Origin of the sequence: Enterococcus gallinarum NBRC 100675 (assembly GCF_001544275.1) — a bacterium.
Lineage (GTDB): Bacteria > Bacillota > Bacilli > Lactobacillales > Enterococcaceae > Enterococcus_D > Enterococcus_D gallinarum.
In genome coordinates this window covers 131,029-157,651 of sequence record NZ_BCQE01000001.1, presented here as the reverse complement: position 1 = coordinate 157,651, position 26,623 = coordinate 131,029, and the positions used below count along the sequence as shown (strand labels likewise).

The following is a 26,623-nucleotide window of genomic DNA, read 5'->3' as shown; positions in this document are numbered from 1 at the left end:
GAGGAGTAATGAGAAAATGCAAATCACCTTTCTTGAAACCAGCGACATGCACGGCTATGTCTACCCAACTAATTTCGCCGACGACCACGATCTGGCTATTGGGGCAGCGAAAGTCGCAACGAAACTAAAGCAGTTAAAAGCCGAAGCCGATGGTCCTGTTGTAATGATCGAAAATGGCGATTTTATCCAAGGATCCCCACTGAGTTATTATATTGCCAAAAGCCAGCATCCGGTAGCAGAATTGACCAAAGTGATCAATCACATGGCATACGATGTCCATGTTTTAGGAAACCATGAATTTAATTATGGATTAGCGTATCTTCAAGAGGCAATCGCTAGTTATCAATCCCCTGTTTTAGCAGCGAACATCTTAAATGAAGAGGGACAGCCCTATTTCGGCAAAGCCTATACGATCCTTGAAAAAGATGGGATTAAAATTGCGGTGTTGGGATTGGTGACCCAGTATATTCCTCATTGGGAACAACCAGCTACCATCAAGGGGATGCGGTTCGAAAGCATTATCCAAACGGCAAAAAAATATGTGCCAGAGCTAAGGAAACAAGCAGATCTTGTCATCGTCAGCTATCATGGCGGTTTTGAGAAAGATTTGGTAACCGGTGAAGCCACCGAATTGTTGACCGGAGAGAATGAAGGCTATGAGTTACTGCAAGAGGTGCCGGGAATTGACGCTTTCTTTACTGGACACCAACATCGGGAAATCGCCGCCATTGTCAATGGGGTCCCTGTGGTCCAGCCAGGTTATCGGGGTAGCCAAATCGGCCGAATCCAATTAACAATAGAGAAAAAAGAGGGGCAAACAGTGATTACGGATCAACAAGCGACATTGCATTCAGTGGCAGAAGTTTCAGCCGATGAAGCAATTTTGGCAATGATCGAACCAATTGAGACGGAATTGGAAAGCTGGCTTGATCAGCCGCTAGGGAAAGTGAACGGGGATATGCGAATTACTGATCCGATGCAGGCACGGATCGTGGAACATCCATACGTGGAATTTATCAATCGCGTTCAGATGGCTGCCAGCGGAGCGGAAATATCTGGGACAGCGCTCTTCAATAATGAAGGGAAAGGTTTCGGTACAACGATCACGATGCGGGATGTCATCACGAATTATATTTATCCTAATACATTGGCTGTCGTAAAAGTGACCGGAGCAGAGTTGCGTCTTGCGTTGGAACAGACAGCGAATTACTTAGCCGTCGAAGCAGGAAAAATCGTCTTTAATCCAGCCTTTATCGAGCCGAAACCGCAATACTACAATTATGATATGTACGAAGGAATCGACTATACGATTGATATGAACCAGCCAGTTGGCAAACGAATCACGCGCTTGTTGTTCCATAATGAGCCTATTACTCCGGAACAGGAGCTGGAAGTTGTCGTAAATCAATACCGAGCGGTAGGCGGTGGGAATTACGCGATGTTTACAGCCGACAAAATTGTACGGGAGATCCAAGTGGATATGACTGAATTGATTGCTGATTATTTGAAACAACACCCAGTACTAGAAGCTAAGACGAATCAGAATTTCAAAATCGTGTACTAAAAAGCCAAAAAGGGCTGTGACATAAGTCAGGCAACAAACGAACGATTCCGAGGAGAATGAGACTGTGCTTGCGCTTCAGCAAGTTTCCATCGCCAATGTACGATGGGTGACACCCAGTTATCCTCGGATCGTCTTGTCTAGTTGCTACTTATGACACAGACCCTTTCTATGTTCTTGTAAAAGAAAATCAGATTAGTTTTCTACATTGCGGACATATTCATCGAAGTAGCGAATCAAATCGGCTTTTACTTGCTGATAGTCTTCTTCGCTATAGTTTTTTTCCTCTAATTTTGCTTGGAAAAAAGGAAGTTCTAACTCTTCTTTTAAGCGCTCAAGCACTTCTTCTTGGTTCATGAGATCACCTTTTCGTCTATTTGGTACCATCATAACAAATTGAATGCGGCTGTCAATGCTTCATACATTTCTTTCATTTTTTCCAAACGACTTTTAAGAGAAACAAAGTCATCGTCATCATGGAAAAGGACTTGTTTCAATTCAAAATAGTAAATCTCAAAAGCATCAAAGAAGCCAGTAACTTCGGATGTTTGCAATTCTTTAAAGGTATCACAACGAATATAGGCTTTTTCTGCAATGGCATAGGTTTCAGCCGTAGTCAATAAGACGAGGGCTTCATTGTAACGGCGGCTAGTGACCAATTCATAAGTTGACTGGCACTTATTATAAATATTTGAAAAATCTTTCAGTACAAGCTCGATGGGTGTTTTATCAAACATGGGGGAGTCCTCCTGATCGTTTTATTTTTCAAATAAGACACAAACACATTCAGGCGCGTAAACGTCTTTTTGAATAGTAGTGAGTTCACCAGTTTCGGCGTTGCGACGGTACAAAGTCAAGTTGTCGGAATTTTGATTGGCACAAACTAAGAATTCGTTGGTTGGGTCCAAGTCAAAGTCTCGCGGGAAGTCACCTTCCGTTGATAGGCGTTGAATGAATTTCAATCCAGCGCCATCTTCAGTTACTTCAAAGACAACGAGAGAGTTGTGTCCACGATTGGATGAATAAACGAAACGTCCATCTGTTGATACTCGGACAGCAGCCCCACTATTAAAGTCGGTGAAATCTTCTGGTAAAGTCGGTACTTTTTGGATTTCTTCAAAGCTGCCGTCCGCTTCATTGTAGCGTAAAACAGTCAAAGAGCTGTCTAGTTCTCCTACCAGATAAGCATATTGGTGGTTAGGATGGAACACTAAATGACGAGGGCCTGTTCCGGCAGCTGCAACATAAACAGCTGCTTCTGTTAATTTTCCTTCAGCAGAAACGTCATACATATACACACGGTCTGTTCCAAGATCACATACAGCTAAGCGTTGATCCGGCGTTAAGTCTGTGTAGTGTACATGAGGGTTGTCTTGATTTTCGTGAGGACCAACAGGTTCATCATGATAGATGTGATCAGTGGCTTCAATACTGCCGTCCGCCAATATTTTGTAGACGTTTACTTCACCTTTATGATAATTAGCGCCATAAACAAGTTGACGAGGTTCATCTACTGCTACATAACACAATGGTGCGCCTTCTTCGGTCACAGTATTCAACAACTCAAATGCAGGCGTATAAGCACCACAACCGCCTGCGCCATCAACTTCGGTCACAGTATAAACTCTTTCTTTTTTACTGCGGGCAAGATACGTTGGGCTCTTTTCTTCCGCACGCAAGGTCAAGTCGACCAATTGTTCTTTTTTTGTATCTAAAGTGATCGAATAGATCCCTTTACTTTCGCGACGCGTATAAGTGCCTAGGTAGATCGTTTGCAACATAAAAAAAGCCTCCTAATAGTTTGATTTCTTATTAATTCTACCATAGAATGCGGAAATGGGCGGATAGAAAAACTTCTTATGTTATAATAAAAAAAGAACATAAAGGGGAGGTTGTTGTATGAAACAAGGAACAATCAAAGCGATTGGGCCACAAGCGATCGATCAAAAAGAAAAAATGCTGATTTTTTTTGGCGACCAAGCAACAGAGATCTTAAGGGAGTATTCAGTGATCCAATCGATCCCAGATTCTCAAGATTTGGTCGTAGAAAACGGCGATACACTTATTTTTGGGGATCAGTCGTACACCGTGACACATGTCGGTCCTATCGCAAATCAAATTTTGCAAACGATCCAACATGTGACATTTATCTTCGATGAAGTACCCGAAGAACAACTGACCAGCGCTATCTATTTAGAGCCTTTCAATTTGCCGACTCTTGAAGTTGGTATGAAAGTTATCTACAAGTAGGAGGCGGGGAAATGAAGGAAACAGAGAAGCGTCCTTTGTCCTGGTTTTGGAAGTGGTTTTTAAATAATCAAGCAGTCACGAGTCTATTAGTGGTTCTACTCGTCTTATTGATCTTGTTTATGTTTACGAAAGTATCCTATCTATTTGAGCCAATTTGGCAATTTCTGGCGATTGTTGGATTGCCGATCATTTTGGCGGGGATTTTGTATTACTTGATGAATCCTGCGGTTGATTATCTGGAACGAAAGGGAATCAAACGCATCTATAGTATTTTCGGTCTTTTTATTTTGGTCATCGGATTGATCGTCTGGGGCGTTGTGGTGATTGTGCCGAAGATCCAAGAACAGTCCATGAGTTTCGTTGAGAATTTGCCCGGATATTTGGATATCATTGAAAATAAAGTCAATGAGATTTTGTCCGATCCGATTTTCTCACAAGTTCAAGATCAATTGGAAGCATCTAATGAGAAGTTGATTGCATCAATGACCGACATCATTCAAAACTTATCACGGAGCACGATTCAAAATATCGGCAGCTTTTTTGGGGCCGTTGCAACGGTGGTATTGGCTGTCATAACGATGCCGTTTATTCTCTTTTATCTTTTAAAAGATGGACGACAGTTAGCACCTTATTTCGTGAAATTTTTGCCGACAAAAATGCGTAAACCATCATTGACGGTTTTAAAAGAGATGAATGATCAAGTTTCTTCTTATATTCGCGGACAACTAACAGTCGCATTTGCAGTAGCCATCATGTTTATGGTCGGTTTTAGTTTGATCGGCCTAGATTATGCCATCACATTAGGGATCGCAGCTGGCTTTTTGAACTTGATTCCATACCTAGGCTCTTTTCTAGCGATGGTTCCGGCGGTCTTTTTGGGTATCGTCGGTGGTCCTGTCCTGTTGGTGAAAGTCCTGGTCGTCTTTGTGATCGAACAGACTATTGAAGGGCGATTGATCTCACCACTCGTTTTAGGAAACGAGTTGTCGATCCATCCCGTGACGATTTTATTAGTATTGCTGACTTCGGGTAAACTCTTCGGACTTGTCGGTGTGATTCTGGGGATCCCGGTATATGCTGCGGCAAAAGTAATCATTACCCATATTTTTGAATGGTATACGACCGTATCAAGTTTGTATGAAGAAGAGACGGAAAGCGATGTTCAGCAAGAATAGTTCGAAGAAAATTTTTTGACGAAAGATCTTTGTGAAAATCACACTGACTCACACATTTTTCTAGTTTTTTATCGGAGTAGAAGAAAGCTGAATTTAGAAGGCTGGAGCGAATTGCTTCAGCCTTTTTGTTATGTGCGATTTTTGACACATAGTTGCAAGAAAAACATATAGCTTCTGTTTCTAGAGAATGCTTATACTGAAAGCACATACAAGCAAAGGAGCGTTGGAATGAAGATTCTTGCAGTAGATATCGGAGGGACAATGATCAAGACGGGGTTGTTGAATAGTCACGGGGAAAGAATACAATTAGGGAGCTTTCCGATGAATAAAGACTATTCAACTGTGATCGACCGATTGATTTCACATATTGATAATGACTATCCAAAAGACTTTTCAGGAATTGCTATTAGTACGACAGGATTAGTCGATCCAGTGACACAACAGATTGGGATGGATTCACCGCTTTATGAGGGATTTGGCAATCGCATGGTTTCTTTCTTAACGGACTATTATCAAAAACCCGTCATCGCGGAGAATGATGGCAATTGCGCGCTTTTAGCAGAAAAATGGCTGGGAAGAGGAAGCGGCGCTAGCAGTTTTGCTGTCATTGTTTTAGGTACCTCTGTGGGAGGCGGATTGATGGTCGATAACCAGTTGATTCGTGGCAAACACTTTTTAGCTGGCGAGTTTGGTTATATGCTGTTTCCTGAAGTCGAAAAGAAAGATTGGGAAATTTGGAGTATTGCCGGTGCAACAAGAACATTGGTAGAACAAGTTGCAGCCGAAAAAAAAGATCCCTCGATCGATGGGTATAAAGTTGTTGCTTACTACCAACAAAACGATCCGGCAGTGACGATTTGGGTGGATCGCTTTATTGAAAAGCTAGCCGTGGCCTGCTACAACCTACAATACATTCTTGATCCAGAAATTGTTTTGATCGGAGGCGGAATCAGTGAAAGCGACTTTTTACTGCCGCTATTAGAAAAGAAGATTCAGCAGATTGCAGCGCAGATTCCTAGTACAGTTCGATTGCCAAATGTTGCCTGTTGCCAGTTTGGGAATGAGTCCAATTTAATTGGTGCTTGCTACAATTGGTTACTGCAAACTTTTGAAATGAAAACTAGCTAAAACAGTTGCAATTCTAAGATAAAAATGTAATAAAAAAATAGTCTCTATTTTTATAATATGTAAGCGTTTAAATTGTAGCGAATGAAACAAGGGTCAGGTGATAAAAGTGAAAAAGTTTTACGATCAAAACGGGCAAAACACGTTCAGAGGGATCGCGCGCTCAATCAGTTCCTACTTGCTGGTATTCCTGATCCCCTTTTTAACGGTCTCGTGGATTTGGTATGCGACTTCTGTCAAAAGTATCAATGAGCAGGTCGCATTAACGGCAAAGAATCAGTTGATTCAATTGAAATACTCCTTAGAGAACAACTTCCTTCAATTGAACTACCTGACCCAGAAAATGACGGATGACCATCAACTCTCATTAAATTTTTTGACCCATCCCTATTATTCAAAGGAAGGCAAAGCAAGCCTGCAAACCTACAAGATCACGAATGAGTTTGTCGAAGAAGTTTATTTATACTATAAAGAAGAACCGGAGAACTTTTTTTCTTCGATTGGCAAATTATCCGTCGAAGGTTTCTTAGAAAAAGTAATCCCAGATAATGATATGCAGCAAGGACAGCTGATCGATCAACTAGAGAAAGCTTATCCAACGTTGTTGACTATCGAAGGGGCATCATTGGCACGGCATCATTCCCGATTCTTCTACATTGTGCCGTTACAAAATGATGAACTGACTGTCTATGGAGCAGCTATTTATGAGATCAAAGAAGCCAGCTTAGCAAAAATGCTGGACTTGACCAATAGTGATGGTGCGAGTACGAATTATTTGATCAATGATGAGTTTCAGATTTTAGCTAGCACAAATCATAACGATCTGACAGTTTTTTTGAATGATCCCCAAGAAATGGCTCAGATCACCACTCAGGACACCTTTCAGTTTAATCAGCAAAAGTACCTCGTTCAATCAATTCCCAATGAGGAACTGCATATCTCTGTGGTATCGGTAACCAATCCTTCACAAGCATTATCGCTGGTCAATCGCGTTCAAGAACATTTCATTCTTATTTTTATGTGTATTCTATTCGTGGGGATCATTGCTGTTACATTGATGGGGATCAGAAATTATCGACCGATCCGCAAAATTGAACATTTGGTTCGAGAATTCCATAAAGACATGGAGATGTCGGTCAATTCGATGGATGATGTTCATAATACATTGGCTGCTGTTTTAGAAGAACAGCAGGAACTGCATAAAGAAATCCAGATGCAGACGCCACATGCTCGAGAACAAGTTCTTAGAAAGCTGATGAGCGGTCGTCTGCGTTCGGAACAAGAAGTTGCAAGGCTGATCGAAGCCGTTCATATTCATTTTCCTGCGGACAATTATTTTGTCATCACGATCGATACCAAAACCGTGGCTTCAAAATATAAAGCCGGCGAGAGCTGTTTTCTGATTGACTATATTGAAGAAATCAGCAGCCAAGGGTACACAGCCTACGCCACCGAGATCCTTTCCACTGAAGTGATCGCATTGACTGTAGGATTTGATCAAAGATACCAACAGGAAGAGATCGTTCAAGAAGTCGCGGCAAAAATAGCAGTTGCGATTGGACTGCTTCCAGCAATCGGGGTTGGAACCATCGTCAATGAATTGACGGCTATCAATGAATCTTATATTGAAGGATTAGCTGCATTGGATTATCATGTCAGTAACAACCAGCAAATTATTTATTACCTTGAAATTTCCGCAGAAGAACAACGCTCGGCGATCCAGTATCCCGACAGTCAAAAATTAAAACTGATCCAAGCACTGAATCAAGGAAATAGCGATATCGCAATTGAAACGGTGCATTGGTTAATCAAAGACGGGTTAAGTAAACAACGTTCTCAGCCGGTCCAAAAGATGTATGGCTATTATTTATTGAATACGGTTGCACAGACTGGAGGCGAACTAGTGGGAGAGGAGATTTTGCTATTTGCAGCCGAACATGCAGATTTTACCAATCTGATGCAACTAGGAACGGTGTTGCAACAATTGGTCCAGCATATTTGCGAAAAAGTGAGAGATCGACCGCAAAATCAAGAATCGGAGTTGAATGAAACGATTTTTGCCTACATCAAAGCAAATTTTCAGTCTTCTCAGCTGTCATTGGAATCCATTGCGGAAGAATTTAAAGTATCCGTCTCTTATATTAGCCGATTTGTGAAAAAAGAAAGTGGCAAAACATTTTCTAAGTATATCCAAGAACTGCGGTTAGAAAAAATCAAACAAGAATTAGTCGAAACCGATCTACCGATCAAAGAAATCATTCGGGACAACGGTTATTATGATGTCTCGAACTATACGCGTAAGTTTCGAACGATCGTTGGTGTAACACCAGGACAATATCGCAAAATCAACCAAAAACGCTAAGAATGCGAAAAATGAAGGGAAATGTGACAATGAAAGAAATGACTCAAAAAGCGAGAGAACTTTATACTTCTATTGGTGTCTCATTAGAAGAGGAACCCAACATTGAGATCGAACCTGCACTAACGGCAGATTTTATTCTTGATGAGGAACAAAAAACGATCACTGCGAAAGATCCCCAGCAATTATTTTATGGTCTGACAACCTACTACTTGAATCAAGTGACGAAGAAACAGCAAAAAAACAGCTACACCGCCCAAATCAAGGAACGCTGCCTAATGATCGATATTGGCCGCAAATATTTTTCCTTAAAAGAACTAAAAGCACTCGTTCACAGTATGGCTTTTTTTCAGTTCACCCATTTGCAAGTTCATTTTTCAGAAAATGAAGGATTTCGAATCGAGTCTGAACGTTTTCCGGAGATTGTATCAACCGAACATTTAACAAAAACAGAGATCCGAGAACTAATCACATATGCCAAAGGTTACGGTATCGAGATCATTCCTGATTTTGACTCCCCAGGACATCTCAAGCAAGTCTTAGCCACCCATCCCGAATGGTGTTTACCTAACGCGACTGGTGGGGTCGATGCTAGAGCATTGAACATTCTTGACCAAGAAGCTGTCGCTTTCATCCGAGAGATCTACAAAGAATACGCAGAGCTATTTGTAGACAGCCATTATTTCCATATTGGTGCGGATGAATTTGTTGATTTTGACCGTCTAGAAGAGTTTCCGACTTTAGTTGAAGCTGCCAAAGAAGCATATGGACCAGAAGCAAGTGGGATTGAAGTATTCATTACGTATGTGAATGATTTGGTGGACTATGTGACTGATTTAGGATTTGTTGTTCGTGTATGGAATGATGGGTTTTATCGCTTGAATCGAAAGGAACAGCTTTCCTTAACGAAAAACTGTGAGATTTCCTATTGGACACGCTGGAATCAAAATATGGCACCAGTCGCTCTTTATTTTGACAAAGGCTATTCTGTGATCAATCACAATGACAATTTCTTTTATTATGTAGTAGGTGAAGCTGCAGGGTATACGTATCCGACATATGAAAAAATAAGCGATGAGTTTACATTAACGACTTTTGCCAACGGACAGCAAGTGACCCAAGAACAACTAGCACAAACCCCAGCGATCGCATTAGCGATTTGGGCAGATATCCCAGATGCAAAAGAAGGTGCGGCAGTGATCACAGAAGCTTTTTGGCTGCAAGCGATCATCAGCCTAAAAGTTTATGAAGAAACAGATCCAGGGAAAGAAACCTTTAGTCAACTATTTCAGAAATGGCAGTCGTTGTTGACTAAAGAGCAGTAAAGCGAAACGTTCTCTAGGAAAACGAGACTTGTTTTAAAGTGGACGATAAGAAGAGATTCCAAAGAAGAATACATGGAGAGAATACATGAAGAGAATACATGAAGAGAATACATGAAGAGAATATATGAAGAGAATACCTAAAGCGAGTATTTAAAGCGAGTACTTAAATAGTAGACGGCAGTCTAGTGAATCTTTGTCGTGGTTTGCGAGGAAGATTTACTGTCTGCCGTCTATTTGCTAGAGATATTGTCTAGGGCTTTACGGTATTCTTTGTTCTACTCTTTTCACTTCAATGTAATCTCAAGGACCGGAATAAGAACATTAGGTGGCACTACCGGCAGCGTGACGACTAGATCATTAGGAGCAATGACTGCTTCCGTAGAAGTGATGACTTCATTAGGATCAAAGCCACGATAAAAAATTTCAGAGCCATCATGCAAGAAGCGGATAAAGCGAACTTGATCAGCAATTTCCGGCAAATGAATATGTTTGAAGGGATAACTATATACATGCAAATAGAGTTTCTTGCCATTTTGAGTATAACGACAATCTTTAGGTACCGGGTATTTACTAGGACCACAATCGATGATAGCTTCTTTATGCAGCCGTATCCATGCACCAATCGCCTGCATTCGTTTGACTGCCCGCGGGTCGATCTCTCCTCGGGAATTGGGACCAATGTTCAATAAAAAATTACCCCCTTTTGAAACCGTATCGATCAACATTTTCAGCAGCAGATCACTTGATTTCCATTCCAACGCATCGCGATCATAGCCCCAAGTTCCGTACATTGTCTGACAGGCTTCCCAAAGAACAGGTAAACCGTCTTTTTCTAGTGGTTTTTCTGGTTGAAATTGTTCAGGGGTGGTAATTCCCCGACCAAGTTCCAAGCGATCATTGATCAGCATATCCGGTTGGAGTGTCCGACAGATTTTTTCCAGTCGCGAACTGTCCCAGTCTTCTGCTCCTTTTCCTTTAGACCAGCCCCAATCACGATGACTGTAAGGAAAGTCGAACCACATATAATCGATCGTGCCATACTGAGTCAATAGTTCGGTCACTTGACCAGCAATGAAATCTTGATAAATAAGCATATCCCGTTGAGAATTGGACTCTCGAGCGGCTAAGTCACTTCTTTGAGGATGCAATCCATCGATCGTAAAATGAGGGTGGTACCAGTCAATCAGCGAATGATAGAGTCCAATTTTGATTCCCACATCACGAAACGCAGGCAATAATTCTGCGAGTAAATCTCGCTTAAAGGGTGTATTGGTGACTTTATAATCGGTCCATTCACTATCCCATAGGGCGAACCCTTCATGATGTTTCGTAGTAAAGACTATATATTGAACACCACAGTCTTTAGCTGTTTGGCCCAAACAGCAGCATCAAATAAATTGGGATTAAATTGGTCGAAATAAGTTTCTCGATAAGTTTCTGGGGCAATTTCTTCGGTGGTCATAAACCATTCGTGGCGTGCACCAATACTAAATAAGCCAAAATGAATGAACAACCCAAACCGATCATGAATAAACCAGCTAGGATCGGGGTAATGATCAGGCCAATTCTGAAATGTTTTCATAGAGATACTCCTTAATCAATGAATTCGGTGTTTGTCATAACCGTTTCTTTAATCTTCCACTGCCCATTCTCGAGCACAAAGGTATGATGGGCTTGGGTAATATGGTCGCGATAGTCATTCTGTCCTTGGTTCACTGTTTTTTGCTGTGCAGCTACTAGCATGGAGTCTGCTTCTTGTTTGACAACTTCAAAAGATAAGAGTTCATGAGTCAAATCATATTTCGCAAAAAAAGCGTGCATTTCCTTTGCCGTAGATTCTCTGGCAGAAGTAACAAGGGTCGCTGTGTAGCCCTCAACGTCTTTCTGGGTGGCTGCCTGCAGGTTTTGCTTTAGCACGGTCAGACACGCTTGTGCTGCAGAAGAATCTGTAACGGCTCCAGTAACTTGCAAACGCGCTACAGTAGTTTCTGCTGAACGAGAAGTTGTCTGTTGATAAAAAAATAGTCCGCAAATGAAAAGTAAACCAACGAAAAATAGGGGATAACTCTTTTTTTTCATGCAAATCCTCCTTGTTTTCTGCACTATTTTTTGTACTTTTTTTGTACTTATACGTCAGATATCTTGCTGGCACTATAAATGCCATGGAAAAGATTTCTTCCTAAACTGCCGACACTTGAGGGATCATCTACTGGCAACAGTGGCATCTCTAGTTCTGGTAATCTAGTGATGTGACCATCCAAATAGTTCTGCAAACGCCATTGTGCCATCTCGGCACGTTTAGATAGAGCGCCGTAGCGAAGATCGATCACCTCAAACCCAAAGGGGCGATTCCATTCAAACCACAGATCTCGATGAGATTGATGCAAGTGTTGTAATTCCTGCTGATAGCGCTGAATCTTCTCAAGGGCTTTTTGAAGGTTCACGCGGTTTTTTTCATGATAGGCCTCTGAGATCCAGGGACTCAAAGAAGCTTTCAAAGCTAGTACCACCGCTAATTGGTGATAAAAGCGGAACATCCGTTGTGTGTCCTGTGTTCCCGTGACTGCGGCCAATCGTTGGGCCAGCTCCTCATAATGTTGGGTCAATGGCACCTCTCTGAATGTCTTTTCATAAAGGCCATAAAGAATATCTTGATAAAGCAATAATTTACTTGGATTTGATCCAGAAGGATTTTCGGCAGCAACACCGGGAGTTTGGTCAAAAAGATCCAGCAAAAGAAAATCTTCTGCTTGTGATCCATGAAATAGTTTCAAGTGATCTGTGACAATCTCCCACGATGGCGTGGCATAAAACTGGGCCTCGCTAAATAATTGTAGACCTAATAAGCTGGCAATCATCGGGGTTTCTGCGCCGTCATCTCCCCATAAGGTAGCATAGACTTCAGTGATGCCATTTGCTTTGGCACTTCTTAATGCTTGCTCCATTGTAGCGATGGTTTTGCCATAATTGGGTGCCAGTCCATTCCATGTCCAAATACCGCCAGCAAATACTGTGGGTTGGTTTAGCTTTTTATGTTCAGCAAACAGTCGTTGATACGTTTGAAAATCATGATGATAATAATCCCAGTACACCATGTTGACCGCTGGAATTTGCTGAATGACTTCTGGAGGAATGACGACTGCTGGATCATAGTAATCGCCTGTTGGAGAACCGATCCGAAAGAACATGTCACTCCACATCATGGGTTCTAGCTGTAGCTGTTCACAGAGAGTGATGACGTGTTTTAAATGTTTGATCATGATGGCAAAGCGATCTTCTAAACCATTGTGTTCGAGGTAACGACCTTTTCCTAATTGGTGTGCTTCATCCATACCAATATGGATTTTATTTGTTTTGAAGCAGCTGCGAATGGAACGAAGAGCGGCTTCAAGAAAAATGTAAGTTTTGGGCTCACCAACTAGCAGAATGTCTTCCGTGTCACGTATCTCTTTGGCAAAATGCCACTTTAATGGATTTGTCAAATGAGCGAGTGTTTGGATCGCAGGGATTAGTGTAACGCCTAATTGGTCAGCGTAATGGTCCAATTCCCGCAAGTCAGATTGACTGTATCTCCCTCGCAAGTGGCCAAAATAAGGATATTCAGGAATTTCGTAAGTATCTTCCATATATAGCATGAGACTGTTGAGACCCATTTTACTGCTCAACAAAATGAAACGTTTCAACTGAGGTACTGTCAGTACTGCATTTCGAGATAAATCGATCATAGGACCAATTTGGTCAAATTGCGGGGTCTCTTCGTGGACAAAATCGGTATTTGCTTGCATCTATAGAAGGAGCCCTCGAAATAAATGGGCTTTTTCCTGATAGTAAATCGTGGCTTTTTCTGTATTGGAAATGATTTTCAATGATCCTTTTCGGCGGATCAATTCAAGCGGTTTGCCGGTTTCTGATAATGACAAGCCAAGTTCAGGAGCAACGATTTGAAAAAAAGCGGCGACGTCTTCGTTGGTGACAATCTTTATTTCCATGATTCACTCTCCTTTAGTAAAAAATCGTCAGTGTTCATTTGTCAGCAACTCTGTTTTTTGGATCGCTTGATAGGCGAACCAACTGATTGGCCAGAGAAGCAAAGGGATGAAGGCAATGAATAACAAAATCGGCAAAAAGGTAGCGGCGAATGTAACCAAAAACACACCTAAGATCATGGCAATCGTTTGTGGCACACTAACGATCATTAAAAGAAACGCATTCCTGAAATAGACCCAAAAAGGAAGATGGTAGCGGACAAAGACCGGCAGCAAATAAAAGCTGATGAGCAAACCGCTGATAAAGAGTACCGTCAATCCGAAATGGAGAAAGACATTTTGCAAGAATGTACTGGAGATCCGCAGCTCGATCCATAGCAGCAGCAAGATCGCCATTTGCAGCAAGCCTAGTTGATTACTACGCCAAAAATTTTTGGCTGCTTGTTGTTTGAACCAACTATAAAGTTCGGCAGGCAGTGGTTTTTTTGCAAATAATTCAAAGAAATAGCGAATAACAGTAGCCGTCGCTGGAAAGAAACCAAAAATGATTCCCCCCCGTAAGACAAAAAAGAACCACAAAAAATGCAATCGAATCACCATCAGCAAATAGTCACCCAAACGGTAAGATAGATCAAATAACCCTCGTGATTGTTTCATGGACACACCTCTTTTAACTAATTGATAAAAAGTAGAAAACTACTAGCCAAATAGTAGCAAGAAATGGACCTTTTAGAAAGCGTATTCAAAAAATTACATAGCCGAACCAGCTAATACATACACCCCCTAAAGCTATCTTTTGAAAACATTCGATTGCGACGAGGAGCGTCAGCCCGCAGGAGCAAGTTTTCTAAATAAAGAGAAAAGTACGACGAGAGCGCCAGCTCGCAGTTTTCTTACAAATGAGAAAGGCGAAATTGCTAGAGTGAACATGGCGTCTGATACCGTGAGCTAAAATTTCAATTGAAGTGGTGTGTTTCTTAAAAAGAGTGCTCTTTTGTTGCAAAAAAATAAAGTTTGACACAGTTGCTGAAACTACATATTGATAGCGCTTTATTTTCTCGTTAGATTAGTGGCGAAAGGGGTTGGATAAATTGACAACAATTCGTGGGGACATTGAGTCTGCGAAAAACAGTAATCAGGATGATCGTTGGTACCCTGAGTCAGAGATGCTGGCCAAGCGTTTGGAATGGTTCCAAGATTTAAAATTTGGGGTGATTTTCCATTATGGTTTATACGCACAAGCGGGTATCGTTGAATCATGGCAACTATCAGAAAAAGATGAATGGGCAAGGGAAAATAAAGCTTATCGAGAAGATATCAACACATTGCGTCTTGATTATTGGCAACTGATCAAAACGTTTGCACCGATAGAATTAGATACGGATCAGTGGGCTGAAACGTGTAAAAAAGCTGGCTTCAAGTATTGTTTGTTCACAACGAAACACCATGACGGCTTTAATCTCTTCAATACGATGGAGTCAGAATTCAAAATTGGCGGTAAATTGAGTCCTTTTAAACGGGATATCCTAAAAGAAGTTTTTGCCTCGTTCCAGCAAGCAGGTATTGCTACTGGGGCTTATTATTCTAAGGCGGACTGGTACTCACCGTTTTATTGGCTGGATGATGAAACGATCAAAGGGCGTCACGCGAGTTATGATCCATTAGAACAGCCGGAAATCTGGTCGCGGTATGTGGATTTTGTTCATCGACAAATTCATGAGATCACCGGCAACTATGGAAAAGTGGATTTGCTATGGCTAGATGCCGGCTGGTGTGGGCAGGGGAAAGAAGATTTGCAGATGGATCGCTTAGCGGAGATTGCCCGGCGCAACCAACCAGAATTGATCATTGTTGATCGCATGATGGGCGGCAGACATGAGAATTATGTGACGCCAGAACGCAAGATTCCTTCTTTAGAAGAAATCCCAACAAAAGTTTGGGAGAGTAATATACCTATAGGCAATGACTGGGGCTATGTTCCCCATGACACCTTTAAAAGTAGTCAAGAGTTAGTCGATACATTGATCGATGTAGTCAGTAAAGGCGGAAACTTAATTTTAGGAGTGGGTCCAACACCAGAAGGAACTTTCACGAAAGAAGAGACCCAGCGCCTGCTTGAAGTAGGTGATTGGTTGGAACAATATGGAGAAGGCATTTACGAGACCCGAGCTAGACCAGAAGCGTGGGCGGAGAATTGGCATCTTACCTATAGCAAAGATCAAAAAACACATTATGCCTTTCGCAGTATCACAGCAAATATGCAGCCGCGAATTTTTCTGAAGGAGATCCATGCAGATGAAAAATCCGTGATCACAGATTTAGCAACCAATCAATCACTGACGATTCATGGAACGGGTGAAAATGCCTATATTGCTTCATCAGAAGTGCATCAGCCCGAACTTGGAGCAGTTGGCATTCGCATTTCTACACATTGAAGAAAAAATACACATTGCTTTGAAAGCGAATTCATTTCATATTTAGTTTACAAACCAAAAACACAAGGAGGAGTATGAATGGAAACAACAACGATCAGAGAGCCTGTGTCAGCATCAAAAAGTAAAATCAAAGAAATGAAGACTAAATTAAAAAAGAGTCGACAGTTATATTTGTTTGTTCTGCCTGCTTTTTTGATTATTCTGATTTTTTCTTATGGGCCGATGTATGGTGTGATCATCGCCTTTAAAGACTATATGCCTTCTTTGGGAATATTAGAAAGTCCTTGGGTAGGGTTCAAACATTTTCAACGCTTTTTTGATTCTTATTACTTCTGGGATCTAATGAAAAATACATTAGGTATCAGTTTGTACTCTTTGATCGTCGGATTTCCGCTACCGATCATCCTTGCACTGGCTTTGAATGAAATCAAGGATGGCCCATTCAAAAAAATTACCCAGACAGTCACGTATGCCCCGAACTTTATCGCAGTAGTGGTAATGGTCGGAATGGTTATTGCATTTCTGTCTCCTTCCACTGGGATCATCAATCACTTTCTAGATTTTATCGGCGTGGGAAGAATCAATTTTATGACTGAACCGCGCTGGTTCAAAACAATCTATGTGTTATCAGGCGTCTGGCAAGGCACAGGTTGGGGATCGGTTATTTACTTGGCGGCATTGTCTGGAGTGGATACTCAGCTGCATGAAGCTGCCACCATCGATGGTGCTTCTCGGCTCCAAAGAGTTTGGTATATCAATATTCCAACGATAATGCCGACCATGGTGATTTTACTGATCATGAGTTTTGGTAGTTTGATGTCGGTGGGATTCGAAAAAATCATTTTGATGCAAAACCCATTGAATATGGAATCATCGAATGTCATTGCAACCTTCGTTTATCAGCAAGGGCTTTTAGATGCACAATATAGTTTTGCAGCAGCTGTTGGGTTATTCAACTCGTTGATCAATTCAATTCTCTTGATTTTAGTCAACGGGATTGCGAAACGGCTGAGTGATTCGAGTCTCTTATAGAAAGGTGGTATAGGAATGAAAACAACTTCATTAGTGAAAGATACACGTGCAGATAAAATCTTTTTGGTTTTTGTTTATTTCTTTTTAGCCATAGCATTACTAATCGTTCTCTATCCATTGATCTATATTGTTAGTGCGTCGATTTCAAATCCTCATTTAGTCAACTCGGGGGAAATGTGGTTATTGCCAAAAGGGGTCACCTTTGAAGGCTATCGAACTCTCTTAGGCAATAGCAGCATCTGGCGCGGCTACTTAAATACGATCTATTACACTGTTTTAGGAACATCAATCAATTTGTTGGTGACACTGCCTTGTGCTTACGCACTCTCCAGAGATGATTTCTATGGCAGAAGAGCTTTTACCAATTTCATGCTAGTGACAATGTTTCTCTCTGGGGGCTTGATCCCTAGCTATTTACTGATCCGCAGCTTAGGTATGTTGAATACAGTTTGGGCTTTGGTTATCCCAGGAGCTGTCTCTGTCTATAATGTGGTCGTTACGCGGACCTTTTTTCAAACGACGATCCCAAGAGAGATGGAAGAAGCGGCAATCGTGGATGGCTGCTCGGATTTTCGCTTATTCATGCAGATCGTACTGCCTTTGTCTACGCCAATCATTGCAGTCATGGCACTTTTTTATGGGGTAGGACACTGGAACAGTTTCTTCAGCGCATTGATCTATCTGTCAGATAAATCCATGTATCCATTACAAATGATTTTACGGGAAATTTTGATTTTACAAGATATGTCATCAAATACTGTCAGCAATGTGACTTCCGAAATGGCCAGTATGCTATACAGCAAGCAACAGTTAGCAGAGGTCATCAAATACGGTGTCATGATCGTTTCATCATTACCGGTCATTATTGTCTATCCATTTTTGCAGAAATATTTTGTCAAAGGCATGATGGTAGGATCAATTAAAGGATAAAACATAGAGGAGGAAGAAGATGGGAATGAAAAAACTTTTAGGAGTAACAGGGGTGTTTTTGTGCAGTGCGCTTTTACTCAGTGGGTGCGGGAATACAAAAAAGGAAACAACAGGAGAAAATGAAGGGGTAGCCATCAATCATGACAGCCAATTTCCGATCATTAAAGAAGGCGAAGAGCTGACGCTGAACATTATGGCGCCAGGAGTAGGTATGGCAGAATGGGAAGACATGCCGACGCTGCAGGATTATCAAGAAAAAACAGGGATCAAACTGACTTATACAACACCCCCTTCTGCTGATTTTAGTACCAAGTTGAACTTAGCATTTGCTTCAGGGGATCTGCCGGATATCGTTTATGGCGCAGGATCGAATTCGCTCACTTCTTCAATGGAGATCGATTATGGTTCCCAAGGAATTCTGCTGCCGTTAGAAGAATATATCACGCCGGAAATTATGCCTAATCTTTATGCATTGACCCAAGAAGATCCGTCCATCTTAAAATCAATCACCACACCAGACGGACACATCTATTCATTGCCGATGATTTCGAGAAATGCTACATCTATTTGGTGGCAAGGACCAATGTGGTACAACGGAACATGGCTAGATAAGTTGAATGTCAAAGAGCTGCCAAAGACAACGGATGAATTGTATGATTTGCTGACGCGATTCAAGAACGAAGATCCCAATGGCAATGGCAAAGCCGATGAGATTCCTTTGACCGATGTCGATATGAATTCAACAAGGGTATGGCTGATGGCCGCTTTTGGGTTACGGACACGAGGCGTTCAAGTAGATGATGATGTGGTTTCTTATACGCCAATCTCGGAAAACTATAAAGCATTCCTTGAGTATATGAACAAATTGTATAGTGAAGGTTTGCTGGATGCGGAAGTTTATGGCCAATCTGATGAACAGAAAAAAGCAAAAGGACAAAATGATCAGTTGGGCTTGTTCGCCGATTACTTCAGCTTCTTTACGACAGGCCGCAGCGAGATTGAAGCGATGAACGATGCCATGTTCCAACCATTGACTTCAAAATGGTCGCCAGAAGCAGTGATTCCAGGAAGTCCACGAATTTCTCGGGGCACCTTTGCGATCACAAATGTCAATCCATCACCGGAAGCTTCGATGCGCTGGGTGGATTACTTCTATTCTGAAGAAGGTACGAAATATATCGAACAAGGACCTGAAGGCGTTCTTTGGGAGTACAAAGAAAATGCTGACGGCCAAAAAGTACGAGTTTATGCAGAAGGCATTGATACAGAAAATACAGAAGATGAACGTGGCAAGATCACACCAGCCTACGGGTTGACAACACCGAACATTGTTATCGATACGACAGGTGAATATCAAATCTTGAAATCCGCGGATGAACAACCTGATACTCGTTTCAGTGACTGGGTGGCCAAAGAAACAGCAGATAAGATGGATGACATTGCGGAAGTGCCATTCCCATTACTTTATCTGACTGTAGAAGAAAATGATAAAGTGGCTGCTACGGCTACTGACTTGACAACGTATGTCGAACAAATGGAAGCCAAATTCATTACGGGTGTCGAGCCGATCAGTAATTGGGATAAATATGTTTCGACGATCGAGTCCATGGGGATCGATGGCTACATTTCCGTTTACCAAACAGCATATGATCGTTGGAAAGAGAATTAGAGTCACGGCAATAGGAGAAGCGGGCTTGGACAATTTCTTGTCTACCCGCTTTTTTCCTCCTCAGAAACCGAGTAAAGGAGAGAATACAGCGTGCAGTTATTTGAATTTGAACGTATCCGTAAGATTTTATTTCAATTAAAGAATTATCGGATTCGCTATCAGGTGCCTGTTACTGACTTGCAGTTAAAGCAAGAAAACTGGGCACCCTATGTGCAAGGAACTTTTTTTGGAGAAAAGAATTGTTATTACACAATGAAAGGAACTTTTGAACTACCGGAAGACTGGAAAGAGATGTCGGTTGCATTGCAAGTCTATTCTTCGCTCTCTGAATGGGACAATACGACAAATCCGCAAATGAAAGTGTCCTTGAATGGGAATTACATTCAGGCAATTGATGTCAACCATCGAGAAGTGCGGTTGGATCCCTCAGAGCTAACAGGAACGACAGCCTTACAGATCGATATTTTTTCGGGACGAGAAGAGAAGAAGTTTCCGCTTTACGTAAATCTATTGGCGATCGATCCTATTGTTGAGCAAATCTGGTTTGATTTCTCTACGATTTTTGACAGTTGGCGAGCAATTAGGAAATTTGGCGGAGAAGAACAAATCTATCAAAACTGTCTGTCACAAGCTGCCAATGCACTGGATTTTCGAGCCCCTTATACGCCACGATTCTATGAAGGTCTCACAAACGCACAAGAATATCTGCAAGCGTGTTACAGCCAAGAGATTCGTCAAAAAGTGACCGCAGTCGGGCATACCCACATCGATCTGGCATGGCTTTGGACGGCACAGCAAGCGGTTGAAAAAGGTGAACGCAGTTTTCAGACCGTATTAAAATTGATGGATGAATACCCTGAATATACTTTTCTCCAAAGTCAGCCCCAGTTATATCAAGCGATCAAAGAACAATATCCTGAGTTATATCAGGCAATCAAAGATAAAATCAAATCCGGACGCTGGGAAGTAGAAGGTGCTATGTGGGTAGAAGCAGATTGCAACTTGACCTCCGGTGAATCATTGGTAAGGCAGATTTTATACGGCAAACGCTTTATTAAAGAAGAGTTTTATCATGAGAGTCAGATTTTATGGCTGCCGGATGTTTTTGGCTATTCCGCCGCATTGCCACAGATCTTGCAAAAGACCAATACACCTTATTTCATGACAACTAAATTGTCTTGGAATCAATTCAATCAGATTCCTTATGATTCTTTTTACTGGCAAGGGATCGATGGCAGCAGAGTTTTGACCCACTTTATTACAACGATCAGTGAAGGCTACAGTCCAAGACCCTACTACACCACTTACAATGGGCTTTTAGACCCTTATACAGTCAAAGGCAGCTTTGAACGGTACCAACAAAAAGATCAGCATGATGAGATCTTGATTGCATACGGCTATGGAGACGGCGGCGGAGGACCTACTAGAGAGATGTTGGAGACAAAACAGCGGTTATCAAAACCACTCCCTCAGATGCCAGTGATCACTGGCGATCATGCGGGCAAATTTTTTGACCGATTAGCCGCAGCTTTTGCTCATTCAGAAGCCCCGGTCTGGTTTGGTGAACTCTATTTTGAGTACCATCGTGGGACACTGACCTCCATCGGTAAAAATAAGAAAGCCAACCGCAAAGGCGAATTTTTATTGCAAACTATTGAGAAGCTTTACAGTGCCTATCGAAGCGAAGCGTATCCGCAAGAGCTCCTTGAAAGGCTCTGGAAAAAATTGTTGTTCAATCAATTTCACGATATTTTGCCAGGAAGTTCGATTGGCGAAGTATACCAGCAGACAGAAGAAGAGTATGCTGCTCTTTTCGAAGAAGGCGAGCAATTGATCCAGTCCCTCGTGGCAGCGGGAACTGCCAGTGATAGAAAGCATCAGGTGGTCTATAATCCATTAGGCTTCACTCGCGATGCCGTAATCAAAGTTGATAGTCCGGCGATTCAAGAAGATTATCTGACACAGCGAACCGAAGATGGTTGTTTGCTGGTCAAAGTCCCGCAAGTCCCGAGCTTAGGTCTGCGTTCCCTAACGTTGAGGGAGACTATCTCAGAACCAGTAGAACAAGAATGTGTTCCGTTGACTCGTCAACTGGAAACGACCGACTTTGTCGTAACATTTAATGCGGCATATGAAATGACTGCTCTTTTTGACAAAAGACACCAGCGTGAAGTATTACCAGCAGGAGAAGTGATGAATCAATTGATTGCCTATGAAGACTTACCGATGGACTATGATGCCTGGGATATAGATATCTACTACGATCGCAAAGCGTATCCAGTAAAGGATGTAACTGAAGCGTCGTTCGTCGAGCGAGGAGAGATTCGTGACACGATTCGTATCAAACGGACGTTTGAGCAATCAACGATCATTCAGCTGATCCATTTCTATCATGGAACCGGAAGGATCGACTTCGAGACGACGGTCGAATGGCATCAGCATCATCTTTTATTGAAGGCGCAGTTGCCAATTGCCGTCAATACGCTAGATGCCACTTTCGATATCCAATTCGGGAATGTCAAACGCGCCATCCACAAAAATACCACTTGGGATTTGGCACGTTTTGAGAGTTGTGGGCAAAAGTGGGTCGACTTGTCTGAAGATGGTTATGGCGTCAGCGTGTTGACGGATTGTAAATACGGATTCAGCACAGCTTACCAAAAAATTGGTCTCTCTCTTATCAAGTCGGCGACTGATCCCTATCCAGAAGCAGATCAAGGACTTCATTCGTTTACCTATTCTCTTTATGTTCATGAAGGTGACTGGAAGAAAGGACAAACGATGGAAGAAGCGTTGGCACTCAATGTACCAGCATATGTATTGGCAGATTTTGATCAGCAGCAAGAGCAATCTTTTTTACAAGTGGACCACAATAATGTGCTGATCGATTCGGTCAAAAAGGCTGAAGCAGATGAAGCCATCGTGGTACGTTTGTATGAATACCACAATCGCAAAACGACATGCTGCTTGACTGCAGCTAAAAAAATCAAACGAGCAGTGCTAACGAATTTATTGGAAGAGGAACAGCAGGAGTTAGTGGTTACAGGCGAATGCCACCAAGTGGTGATTCCTTTCAATCCTTATGAAATTCAAACGGTCAAGGTCTATTTTGACTAATCGGCATTTTTGATGATAGGAGTTTAAAATGATCGAAGAAATCGTAAAGAAGATGTCCCTAAAAGAAAAAATCGGCCAGTTAAATCAGCGATTGTATGGCTGGCAAGTTTATCAGAAAAAAGAAGGAAAACTTTATTTGACAGACTACTTCAAGTCGGAAGTTGCTCGCTTTGGCTCGATTGGCTGGATCTACGGCGTTTTCCGAGCAGATCCTTGGTCGGGCAAGGACGCAACAACGGGTCTCTCGGTGGAAGAATCACGGGAAGTCAGCCGGATGATTCAGGACTATTTGAAAGAACATACTCGTCTTGGGATCCCAGCTTTTTTGACAGAAGAATGTCCTCATGGTCATCAAGGATTAGCAGCAACAACACTGCCGGTCAATTTCAGTACAGGGGCTAGTTGGAATCCTGATCTTTATCAGAGCGTGCAGACGTTCGTGGCGCAAGAGTTACGAGCTAAAGGGGCACATGTTGGGCTAATCTCTACATTGGATATCGTACGAGATCCTAGGTGGGGACGAACCGAGGAATGTTTCAGTGAAGATCCCTACTTAGCCAGTTGTTTTACGCAAGCTGCGGTCAAGGGAATGCAAGGGGAAATGGTTGGTCATGAACCGACAACCCATGTACTGGCCGTGTTAAAACATTTTGCAGCTCAAGGTTCAAGTATGGGCGGGCACAATGCCGGACCAGTCACTATTGGGGAGCAAGAATTGCGAGAGATTCATTTACCCGCTATGCTGGCGGGAATTCAAGCAGGGGCTTTAGGGTGCATGGCTGCTTATAATGATTGGGATGGTGTCCCTTGTCACGCGAACCCTCGCTTACTTCAAGAGATTTTGCGAGAGGAAGCCGGCTTTGCAGGAGTTGTGATGGCAGATGGTTGTGCGTTGGACCGTTTAGCGGATTGGCTAGGAAACAAACCAGAAGCGGCAGCCCGGGCCATGAACAGCGGTGTAGACATCAGTTTATGGGACAATGTTTTCCCTCAGTTGGAAGCTGCTGTTGATCAAGGGTTGATTAAGCAAGAAACCATTGATCAATCCGTGATGCGCGTTCTGAAACTGAAAGAGCAGCTAGGACTTTTTGACGAACCGGTGCCTGCGGTGTCCGTTCCGAATCAAAAGCTGTTTCAAGAAAGTGCAACTCGTTTAGCAGAAGAAGCCATCGTTTTGTTGAAAAATGAGCGGGTCTTACCGTTAAAGAAACAAAGACAAACAATCGCTGTTATTGGTCCTCATAGCAATAACAGCTATCATCAGCTAGGGGACTATACTCCTTTCAAAGAACTGTCTGAGTGCCGCAATCTGTGGGAGGGGTTGCTGGAAATCAATGGGACCGAAACTACTTTTATTCAAGCAGATGGCTGCGGCATCACAGAAGGAACCGAAGAGCAACTGACTGCCGCATGCCAAGCGGCAGCAACAGCGGATCAAATCATTTTAACGATCGGCGGCTCTAGTATTCGTGACTTTTCGACGGATTTTGATAAGAATGGAGCTGCCTTGCAAGGATCTGCGGAGATGACCAGTGGGGAAAATATCGATCTGGCGTCTTTGGCATTGCCAGAATGTCAAAAACGATTGATTACTGAATTGAAAAAATTTCAGAAACCCCTGATCGGTATTGTCATTGCTGGCCGTCCTCATCTGTTAAGTGAGGTCAGTGCCGCTTTTGATGCGTTGCTTTTTGCAGGCTATCCAGGGCAATTTGGCGGAAGTGCGCTAGCTCGGATTCTTTTTGGCGAAACGAATCCCAGTGGGAAATTAGCTGTTTCTATCCCAGATGAAAATGGGCAGCTGCCAGTTTATTACAACTACCGTGAGGCTGCTTTCCAGAGAGATTACGCAGATTGTTCAGGAACCCCTCGTTATGGGTTTGGTTATGGTCTAAGTTATGCAGACTTTATGCTTAAGGGAATCCATGCGCAGTATGCTCCGCAAGCAATCCAAATTAATGGAACAATCGAGAATCTTTCGGCGATAGCAGGAGCTGAAGTGGTACAAGTGTACCTTCGCAATTACTCACAGCGGGTCTTACCGCGTGTCAAAGTGTTATGCGGTTTTCAAAAAGTCTTTTTGCCAGCCAAAAGCACCGTCGACTTTTCTCTAACAGTTTCTTATGAAACGTTGAAACGGTTAAACATTTCACCAAATGAATTGCCAGCTGATTTTATCATCCAAATCGAAGCAGCCAATCAGAAACAAGTATTCACGAAGCCATTGGAGCAAGAAAAAAATGGAAAAGGAGAGAAATCATGTTAAAATTCCAGGAAGGATTTTTATGGGGAGCAGCCGCTTCTGCTCCTCAAACGGAAGGCGCTGCGGCGATTGATGGCAAAAGCCCTTCAACTTGGGATAAATGGTTCGAATTGGAGCCAGACAAGTTCTATGATCACGTAGGACCTAGTGATACTTCGAATACCTACCGACACTTTCGAGAAGATGTGGCACTGATGAAAGCCATGAATCTGAACTCTTATCGGACGTCAATTGCTTGGACACGACTAGTACCTGATGGAAAGACGGTCAATCCTCAAGCAGTCACCTTCTATCGTGCCTATTTTCAAGAAATGGTCGATCAAGGAATCGAACCCATCATCAATTTGTTCCATTTTGATATGCCATGGTGGTTGATGGAAAGAGGTGGTTGGGAAGCCAGAGAATCGGTAGATTACTTTGCCGCTTATGCTCGTATCGCCTTTGAGCAATTTGGCGACATTGTCAAAAAATGGGCCACATTCAACGAACCTTTAGTTCATATTGAATGCGGATATATGGGGGATGCCCATTGGCCTAAAGTTCATAATTTTAAACGAGCGATCCAAGTAGGCTATCATACACTGTTAGCTCATGCAAAAGCGGTAGCTGCTTTTCGCGAACTTGCGATTCCTAACGGAGAGATAGCGATTATCTTAAATTTATCGCCCGTCTATCCGAAAAGCCAGCAGTCTGCTGATCTTGAAGCTGCTGAATGGGCAGACTTACTCTATATTCGCAGTTTTTTAGACTGTACAGTCCTCGGACGATTTCCAGAAAAATTAGTCGCGATGCTGAAAAAGTCAGGTCTTGCTCCTGTAACGGAGGAGGGGGACCGAGAACTTTTTGCCTTAAATACGGTGGATTTTATTGGTTGCAATTACTACCAGCCATTACGAGTTCAAGCCCCGATTGCGCCGAACGATCCAATCACAGGGCCGAGGGATCTTTTTCGAGGCTATGATTGGCCGGACAAAAAAATCAATCCTCATCGCGGTTGGGAAATCTTTCCGCAAGGTATTTATGACATTGCCATGCGTCTAAAGAATAGCTATGGCACGATTCCTTGGTATATTTCTGAAAATGGTATGGGGGTTTCTCAAGAAGAACGCTTCGCAGCGCAAGAGGGACAGATCAATGATACCTACCGTATCGAATTTGTAACAGATCATCTCAAAGAACTGCAGCGGGCGATCGAAGCAGGAGCCCCCTGTTTCGGCTATCATATGTGGACATTTATCGATTGTTGGAGCTGGCTGAATGCGTATAAAAATCGTTATGGGTATTATCGAGTAGATTTGACAGATGATACCCGAACTCCAAAAGCGTCGAGCTTTTGGATGGCGCAAGTAGCAAAGGACAATGGGATCGATTCAGGGAATGGGCCTGATTAGCCAAA

At 42.5% G+C, this 26,623-nt stretch carries 20 protein-coding genes and 1 pseudogene; 13 read left to right on the top strand and 8 right to left on the bottom strand.

Annotated features, from left to right (window positions below; translation table 11 throughout):
• Window positions 1-16 precede the first annotated feature (16 nt).
• Window positions 17-1,564, top strand: a complete 1,548-nt coding sequence (locus tag EG2_RS00690) for a bifunctional metallophosphatase/5'-nucleotidase (RefSeq protein ID WP_060813088.1) — start codon at window positions 17-19, stop codon at window positions 1,562-1,564.
• 192 nt (window positions 1,565-1,756) lie between these two features.
• Here the strand turns inward: EG2_RS00690 and EG2_RS18725 are convergent, their stop codons facing one another.
• The 3 genes from EG2_RS18725 to EG2_RS00680 are packed head-to-tail and all read right to left on the bottom strand — an operon-like array spanning window position 1,757 to window position 3,342.
• Window positions 1,757-1,918 (bottom strand): hypothetical protein, encoded by a 162-nt coding sequence (locus EG2_RS18725; protein ID WP_021149110.1) that lies wholly within the window; start codon window positions 1,916-1,918, stop codon window positions 1,757-1,759.
• Between the two features lie 29 nt (window positions 1,919-1,947).
• Window positions 1,948-2,298, bottom strand: a complete 351-nt coding sequence (locus tag EG2_RS00685) for a hypothetical protein (RefSeq protein ID WP_060813087.1) — start codon at window positions 2,296-2,298, stop codon at window positions 1,948-1,950.
• Window positions 2,299-2,319: 21 nt separating this feature from the next.
• The gene (locus tag EG2_RS00680; RefSeq protein WP_060813086.1) at window positions 2,320-3,342 is read right to left on the bottom strand and encodes a lactonase family protein; all 1,023 of its coding nucleotides are present in this window, start codon (window positions 3,340-3,342) and stop codon (window positions 2,320-2,322) included.
• Between the two features lie 118 nt (window positions 3,343-3,460).
• Here EG2_RS00680 and EG2_RS00675 point away from each other — a divergent pair, with 118 nt between their 5' ends.
• The 5 genes from EG2_RS00675 (at window position 3,461) to EG2_RS00655 (ending at window position 9,795) form a co-directional block, all read left to right on the top strand.
• On the top strand, window positions 3,461-3,811 hold the full coding sequence (locus EG2_RS00675) for a PTS glucitol/sorbitol transporter subunit IIA (RefSeq protein ID WP_003128600.1): 351 nt from the start codon (window positions 3,461-3,463) through the stop codon (window positions 3,809-3,811).
• Window positions 3,812-3,822: 11 nt separating this feature from the next.
• Window positions 3,823-4,986: an AI-2E family transporter gene (locus EG2_RS00670; RefSeq protein ID WP_003128601.1), complete on the top strand. Its 1,164-nt coding sequence runs from the start codon at window positions 3,823-3,825 to the stop codon at window positions 4,984-4,986.
• Window positions 4,987-5,214: 228 nt separating this feature from the next.
• Window positions 5,215-6,114: an ROK family protein gene (locus tag EG2_RS00665; protein WP_060813085.1), complete on the top strand. Its 900-nt coding sequence runs from the start codon at window positions 5,215-5,217 to the stop codon at window positions 6,112-6,114.
• 100 nt (window positions 6,115-6,214) lie between these two features.
• A complete protein-coding gene (locus EG2_RS00660; RefSeq protein WP_060813145.1) occupies window positions 6,215-8,473 on the top strand; it encodes a helix-turn-helix domain-containing protein in 2,259 nt (752 codons plus the stop codon).
• Between the two features lie 29 nt (window positions 8,474-8,502).
• The gene (locus EG2_RS00655; RefSeq protein ID WP_249024250.1) at window positions 8,503-9,795 is read left to right on the top strand and encodes a family 20 glycosylhydrolase; all 1,293 of its coding nucleotides are present in this window, start codon (window positions 8,503-8,505) and stop codon (window positions 9,793-9,795) included.
• Window positions 9,796-10,079: 284 nt separating this feature from the next.
• Here the strand turns inward: EG2_RS00655 and EG2_RS00650 are convergent.
• The 5 genes and pseudogenes from EG2_RS00650 to EG2_RS00635 all read right to left on the bottom strand — a co-directional run bounded on the left by EG2_RS00650 (window position 10,080) and on the right by EG2_RS00635 (window position 14,438).
• Window positions 10,080-11,377: pseudogene (locus tag EG2_RS00650) on the bottom strand (alpha-L-fucosidase).
• Between the two features lie 11 nt (window positions 11,378-11,388).
• Entirely contained in the window at window positions 11,389-11,874 is a 486-nt protein-coding gene (locus EG2_RS00645; RefSeq protein ID WP_060813083.1) for a hypothetical protein, read from the bottom strand.
• 47 nt (window positions 11,875-11,921) lie between these two features.
• Window positions 11,922-13,580, bottom strand: coding sequence for a beta-N-acetylhexosaminidase (locus EG2_RS00640; RefSeq protein WP_249024253.1), 1,659 nt, complete (start codon window positions 13,578-13,580; stop codon window positions 11,922-11,924).
• Window positions 13,581-13,784: a hypothetical protein gene (locus tag EG2_RS19475; protein ID WP_249024254.1), complete on the bottom strand. Its 204-nt coding sequence runs from the start codon at window positions 13,782-13,784 to the stop codon at window positions 13,581-13,583. It lies immediately after the preceding gene.
• Window positions 13,785-13,811: 27 nt separating this feature from the next.
• Entirely contained in the window at window positions 13,812-14,438 is a 627-nt protein-coding gene (locus EG2_RS00635; protein WP_060813082.1) for a YesL family protein, read from the bottom strand.
• Between the two features lie 434 nt (window positions 14,439-14,872).
• Here EG2_RS00635 and EG2_RS00630 point away from each other — a divergent pair, with 434 nt between their 5' ends.
• The 7 genes from EG2_RS00630 to EG2_RS00600 all read left to right on the top strand — a co-directional run bounded on the left by EG2_RS00630 (window position 14,873) and on the right by EG2_RS00600 (window position 26,618).
• Window positions 14,873-16,216 carry an alpha-L-fucosidase gene (locus EG2_RS00630; protein ID WP_060813081.1) on the top strand — a complete coding sequence of 448 codons (1,344 nt, stop codon included), beginning with the start codon at window positions 14,873-14,875 and terminating at the stop codon, window positions 16,214-16,216.
• A 78-nt stretch (window positions 16,217-16,294) separates the two neighbouring features.
• Window positions 16,295-17,248, top strand: coding sequence for an ABC transporter permease (locus tag EG2_RS00625; protein WP_060813080.1), 954 nt, complete (start codon window positions 16,295-16,297; stop codon window positions 17,246-17,248).
• 15 nt (window positions 17,249-17,263) lie between these two features.
• Window positions 17,264-18,178 carry a carbohydrate ABC transporter permease gene (locus EG2_RS00620; protein WP_003128615.1) on the top strand — a complete coding sequence of 305 codons (915 nt, stop codon included), beginning with the start codon at window positions 17,264-17,266 and terminating at the stop codon, window positions 18,176-18,178.
• A gap of 19 nt (window positions 18,179-18,197) precedes the next feature.
• Complete coding sequence (locus tag EG2_RS00615; protein ID WP_060813079.1) at window positions 18,198-19,847, top strand: extracellular solute-binding protein; 1,650 nt, start codon at window positions 18,198-18,200, stop codon at window positions 19,845-19,847.
• 90 nt (window positions 19,848-19,937) lie between these two features.
• Window positions 19,938-22,964 (top strand): alpha-mannosidase, encoded by a 3,027-nt coding sequence (locus EG2_RS00610; RefSeq protein WP_060813078.1) that lies wholly within the window; start codon window positions 19,938-19,940, stop codon window positions 22,962-22,964.
• A gap of 28 nt (window positions 22,965-22,992) precedes the next feature.
• Window positions 22,993-25,230 carry a glycoside hydrolase family 3 protein gene (locus EG2_RS00605; RefSeq protein ID WP_060813077.1) on the top strand — a complete coding sequence of 746 codons (2,238 nt, stop codon included), beginning with the start codon at window positions 22,993-22,995 and terminating at the stop codon, window positions 25,228-25,230.
• A complete protein-coding gene (locus EG2_RS00600) occupies window positions 25,224-26,618 on the top strand; it encodes a glycoside hydrolase family 1 protein (protein ID WP_060813076.1) in 1,395 nt (464 codons plus the stop codon). The genes EG2_RS00605 and EG2_RS00600 overlap by 7 nt, the downstream gene beginning before the upstream one ends.
• Window positions 26,619-26,623 lie beyond the last annotated feature (5 nt).

Bases quoted from the DNA above. Each gene is read 5' to 3' on its own strand.
- EG2_RS00625 (WP_060813080.1), top strand. From the start codon at position 16,295: ATGGAAACAACAACGATCAGAGAGCCTGTGTCAGCATCAAAAAGTAAA.
- EG2_RS00620 (WP_003128615.1), top strand. From the start codon at position 17,264: ATGAAAACAACTTCATTAGTGAAAGATACACGTGCAGATAAAATCTTT.
- EG2_RS00600 (WP_060813076.1), top strand. From the start codon at position 25,224: ATGTTAAAATTCCAGGAAGGATTTTTATGGGGAGCAGCCGCTTCTGCT.
- EG2_RS00645 (WP_060813083.1), bottom strand. From the start codon at position 11,874: ATGAAAAAAAAGAGTTATCCCCTATTTTTCGTTGGTTTACTTTTCATT.
- EG2_RS00690 (WP_060813088.1), top strand. From the start codon at position 17: ATGCAAATCACCTTTCTTGAAACCAGCGACATGCACGGCTATGTCTAC.
- EG2_RS00685 (WP_060813087.1), bottom strand. From the start codon at position 2,298: ATGTTTGATAAAACACCCATCGAGCTTGTACTGAAAGATTTTTCAAAT.
- EG2_RS00675 (WP_003128600.1), top strand. From the start codon at position 3,461: ATGAAACAAGGAACAATCAAAGCGATTGGGCCACAAGCGATCGATCAA.
- EG2_RS00665 (WP_060813085.1), top strand. From the start codon at position 5,215: ATGAAGATTCTTGCAGTAGATATCGGAGGGACAATGATCAAGACGGGG.
- EG2_RS00615 (WP_060813079.1), top strand. From the start codon at position 18,198: ATGGGAATGAAAAAACTTTTAGGAGTAACAGGGGTGTTTTTGTGCAGT.
- EG2_RS18725 (WP_021149110.1), bottom strand. From the start codon at position 1,918: ATGAACCAAGAAGAAGTGCTTGAGCGCTTAAAAGAAGAGTTAGAACTT.
- EG2_RS00635 (WP_060813082.1), bottom strand. From the start codon at position 14,438: ATGAAACAATCACGAGGGTTATTTGATCTATCTTACCGTTTGGGTGAC.
- EG2_RS00605 (WP_060813077.1), top strand. From the start codon at position 22,993: ATGATCGAAGAAATCGTAAAGAAGATGTCCCTAAAAGAAAAAATCGGC.
- EG2_RS00680 (WP_060813086.1), bottom strand. From the start codon at position 3,342: ATGTTGCAAACGATCTACCTAGGCACTTATACGCGTCGCGAAAGTAAA.
- EG2_RS00655 (WP_249024250.1), top strand. From the start codon at position 8,503: ATGAAAGAAATGACTCAAAAAGCGAGAGAACTTTATACTTCTATTGGT.
- EG2_RS19475 (WP_249024254.1), bottom strand. From the start codon at position 13,784: ATGGAAATAAAGATTGTCACCAACGAAGACGTCGCCGCTTTTTTTCAA.
- EG2_RS00670 (WP_003128601.1), top strand. From the start codon at position 3,823: ATGAAGGAAACAGAGAAGCGTCCTTTGTCCTGGTTTTGGAAGTGGTTT.
- EG2_RS00640 (WP_249024253.1), bottom strand. From the start codon at position 13,580: ATGCAAGCAAATACCGATTTTGTCCACGAAGAGACCCCGCAATTTGAC.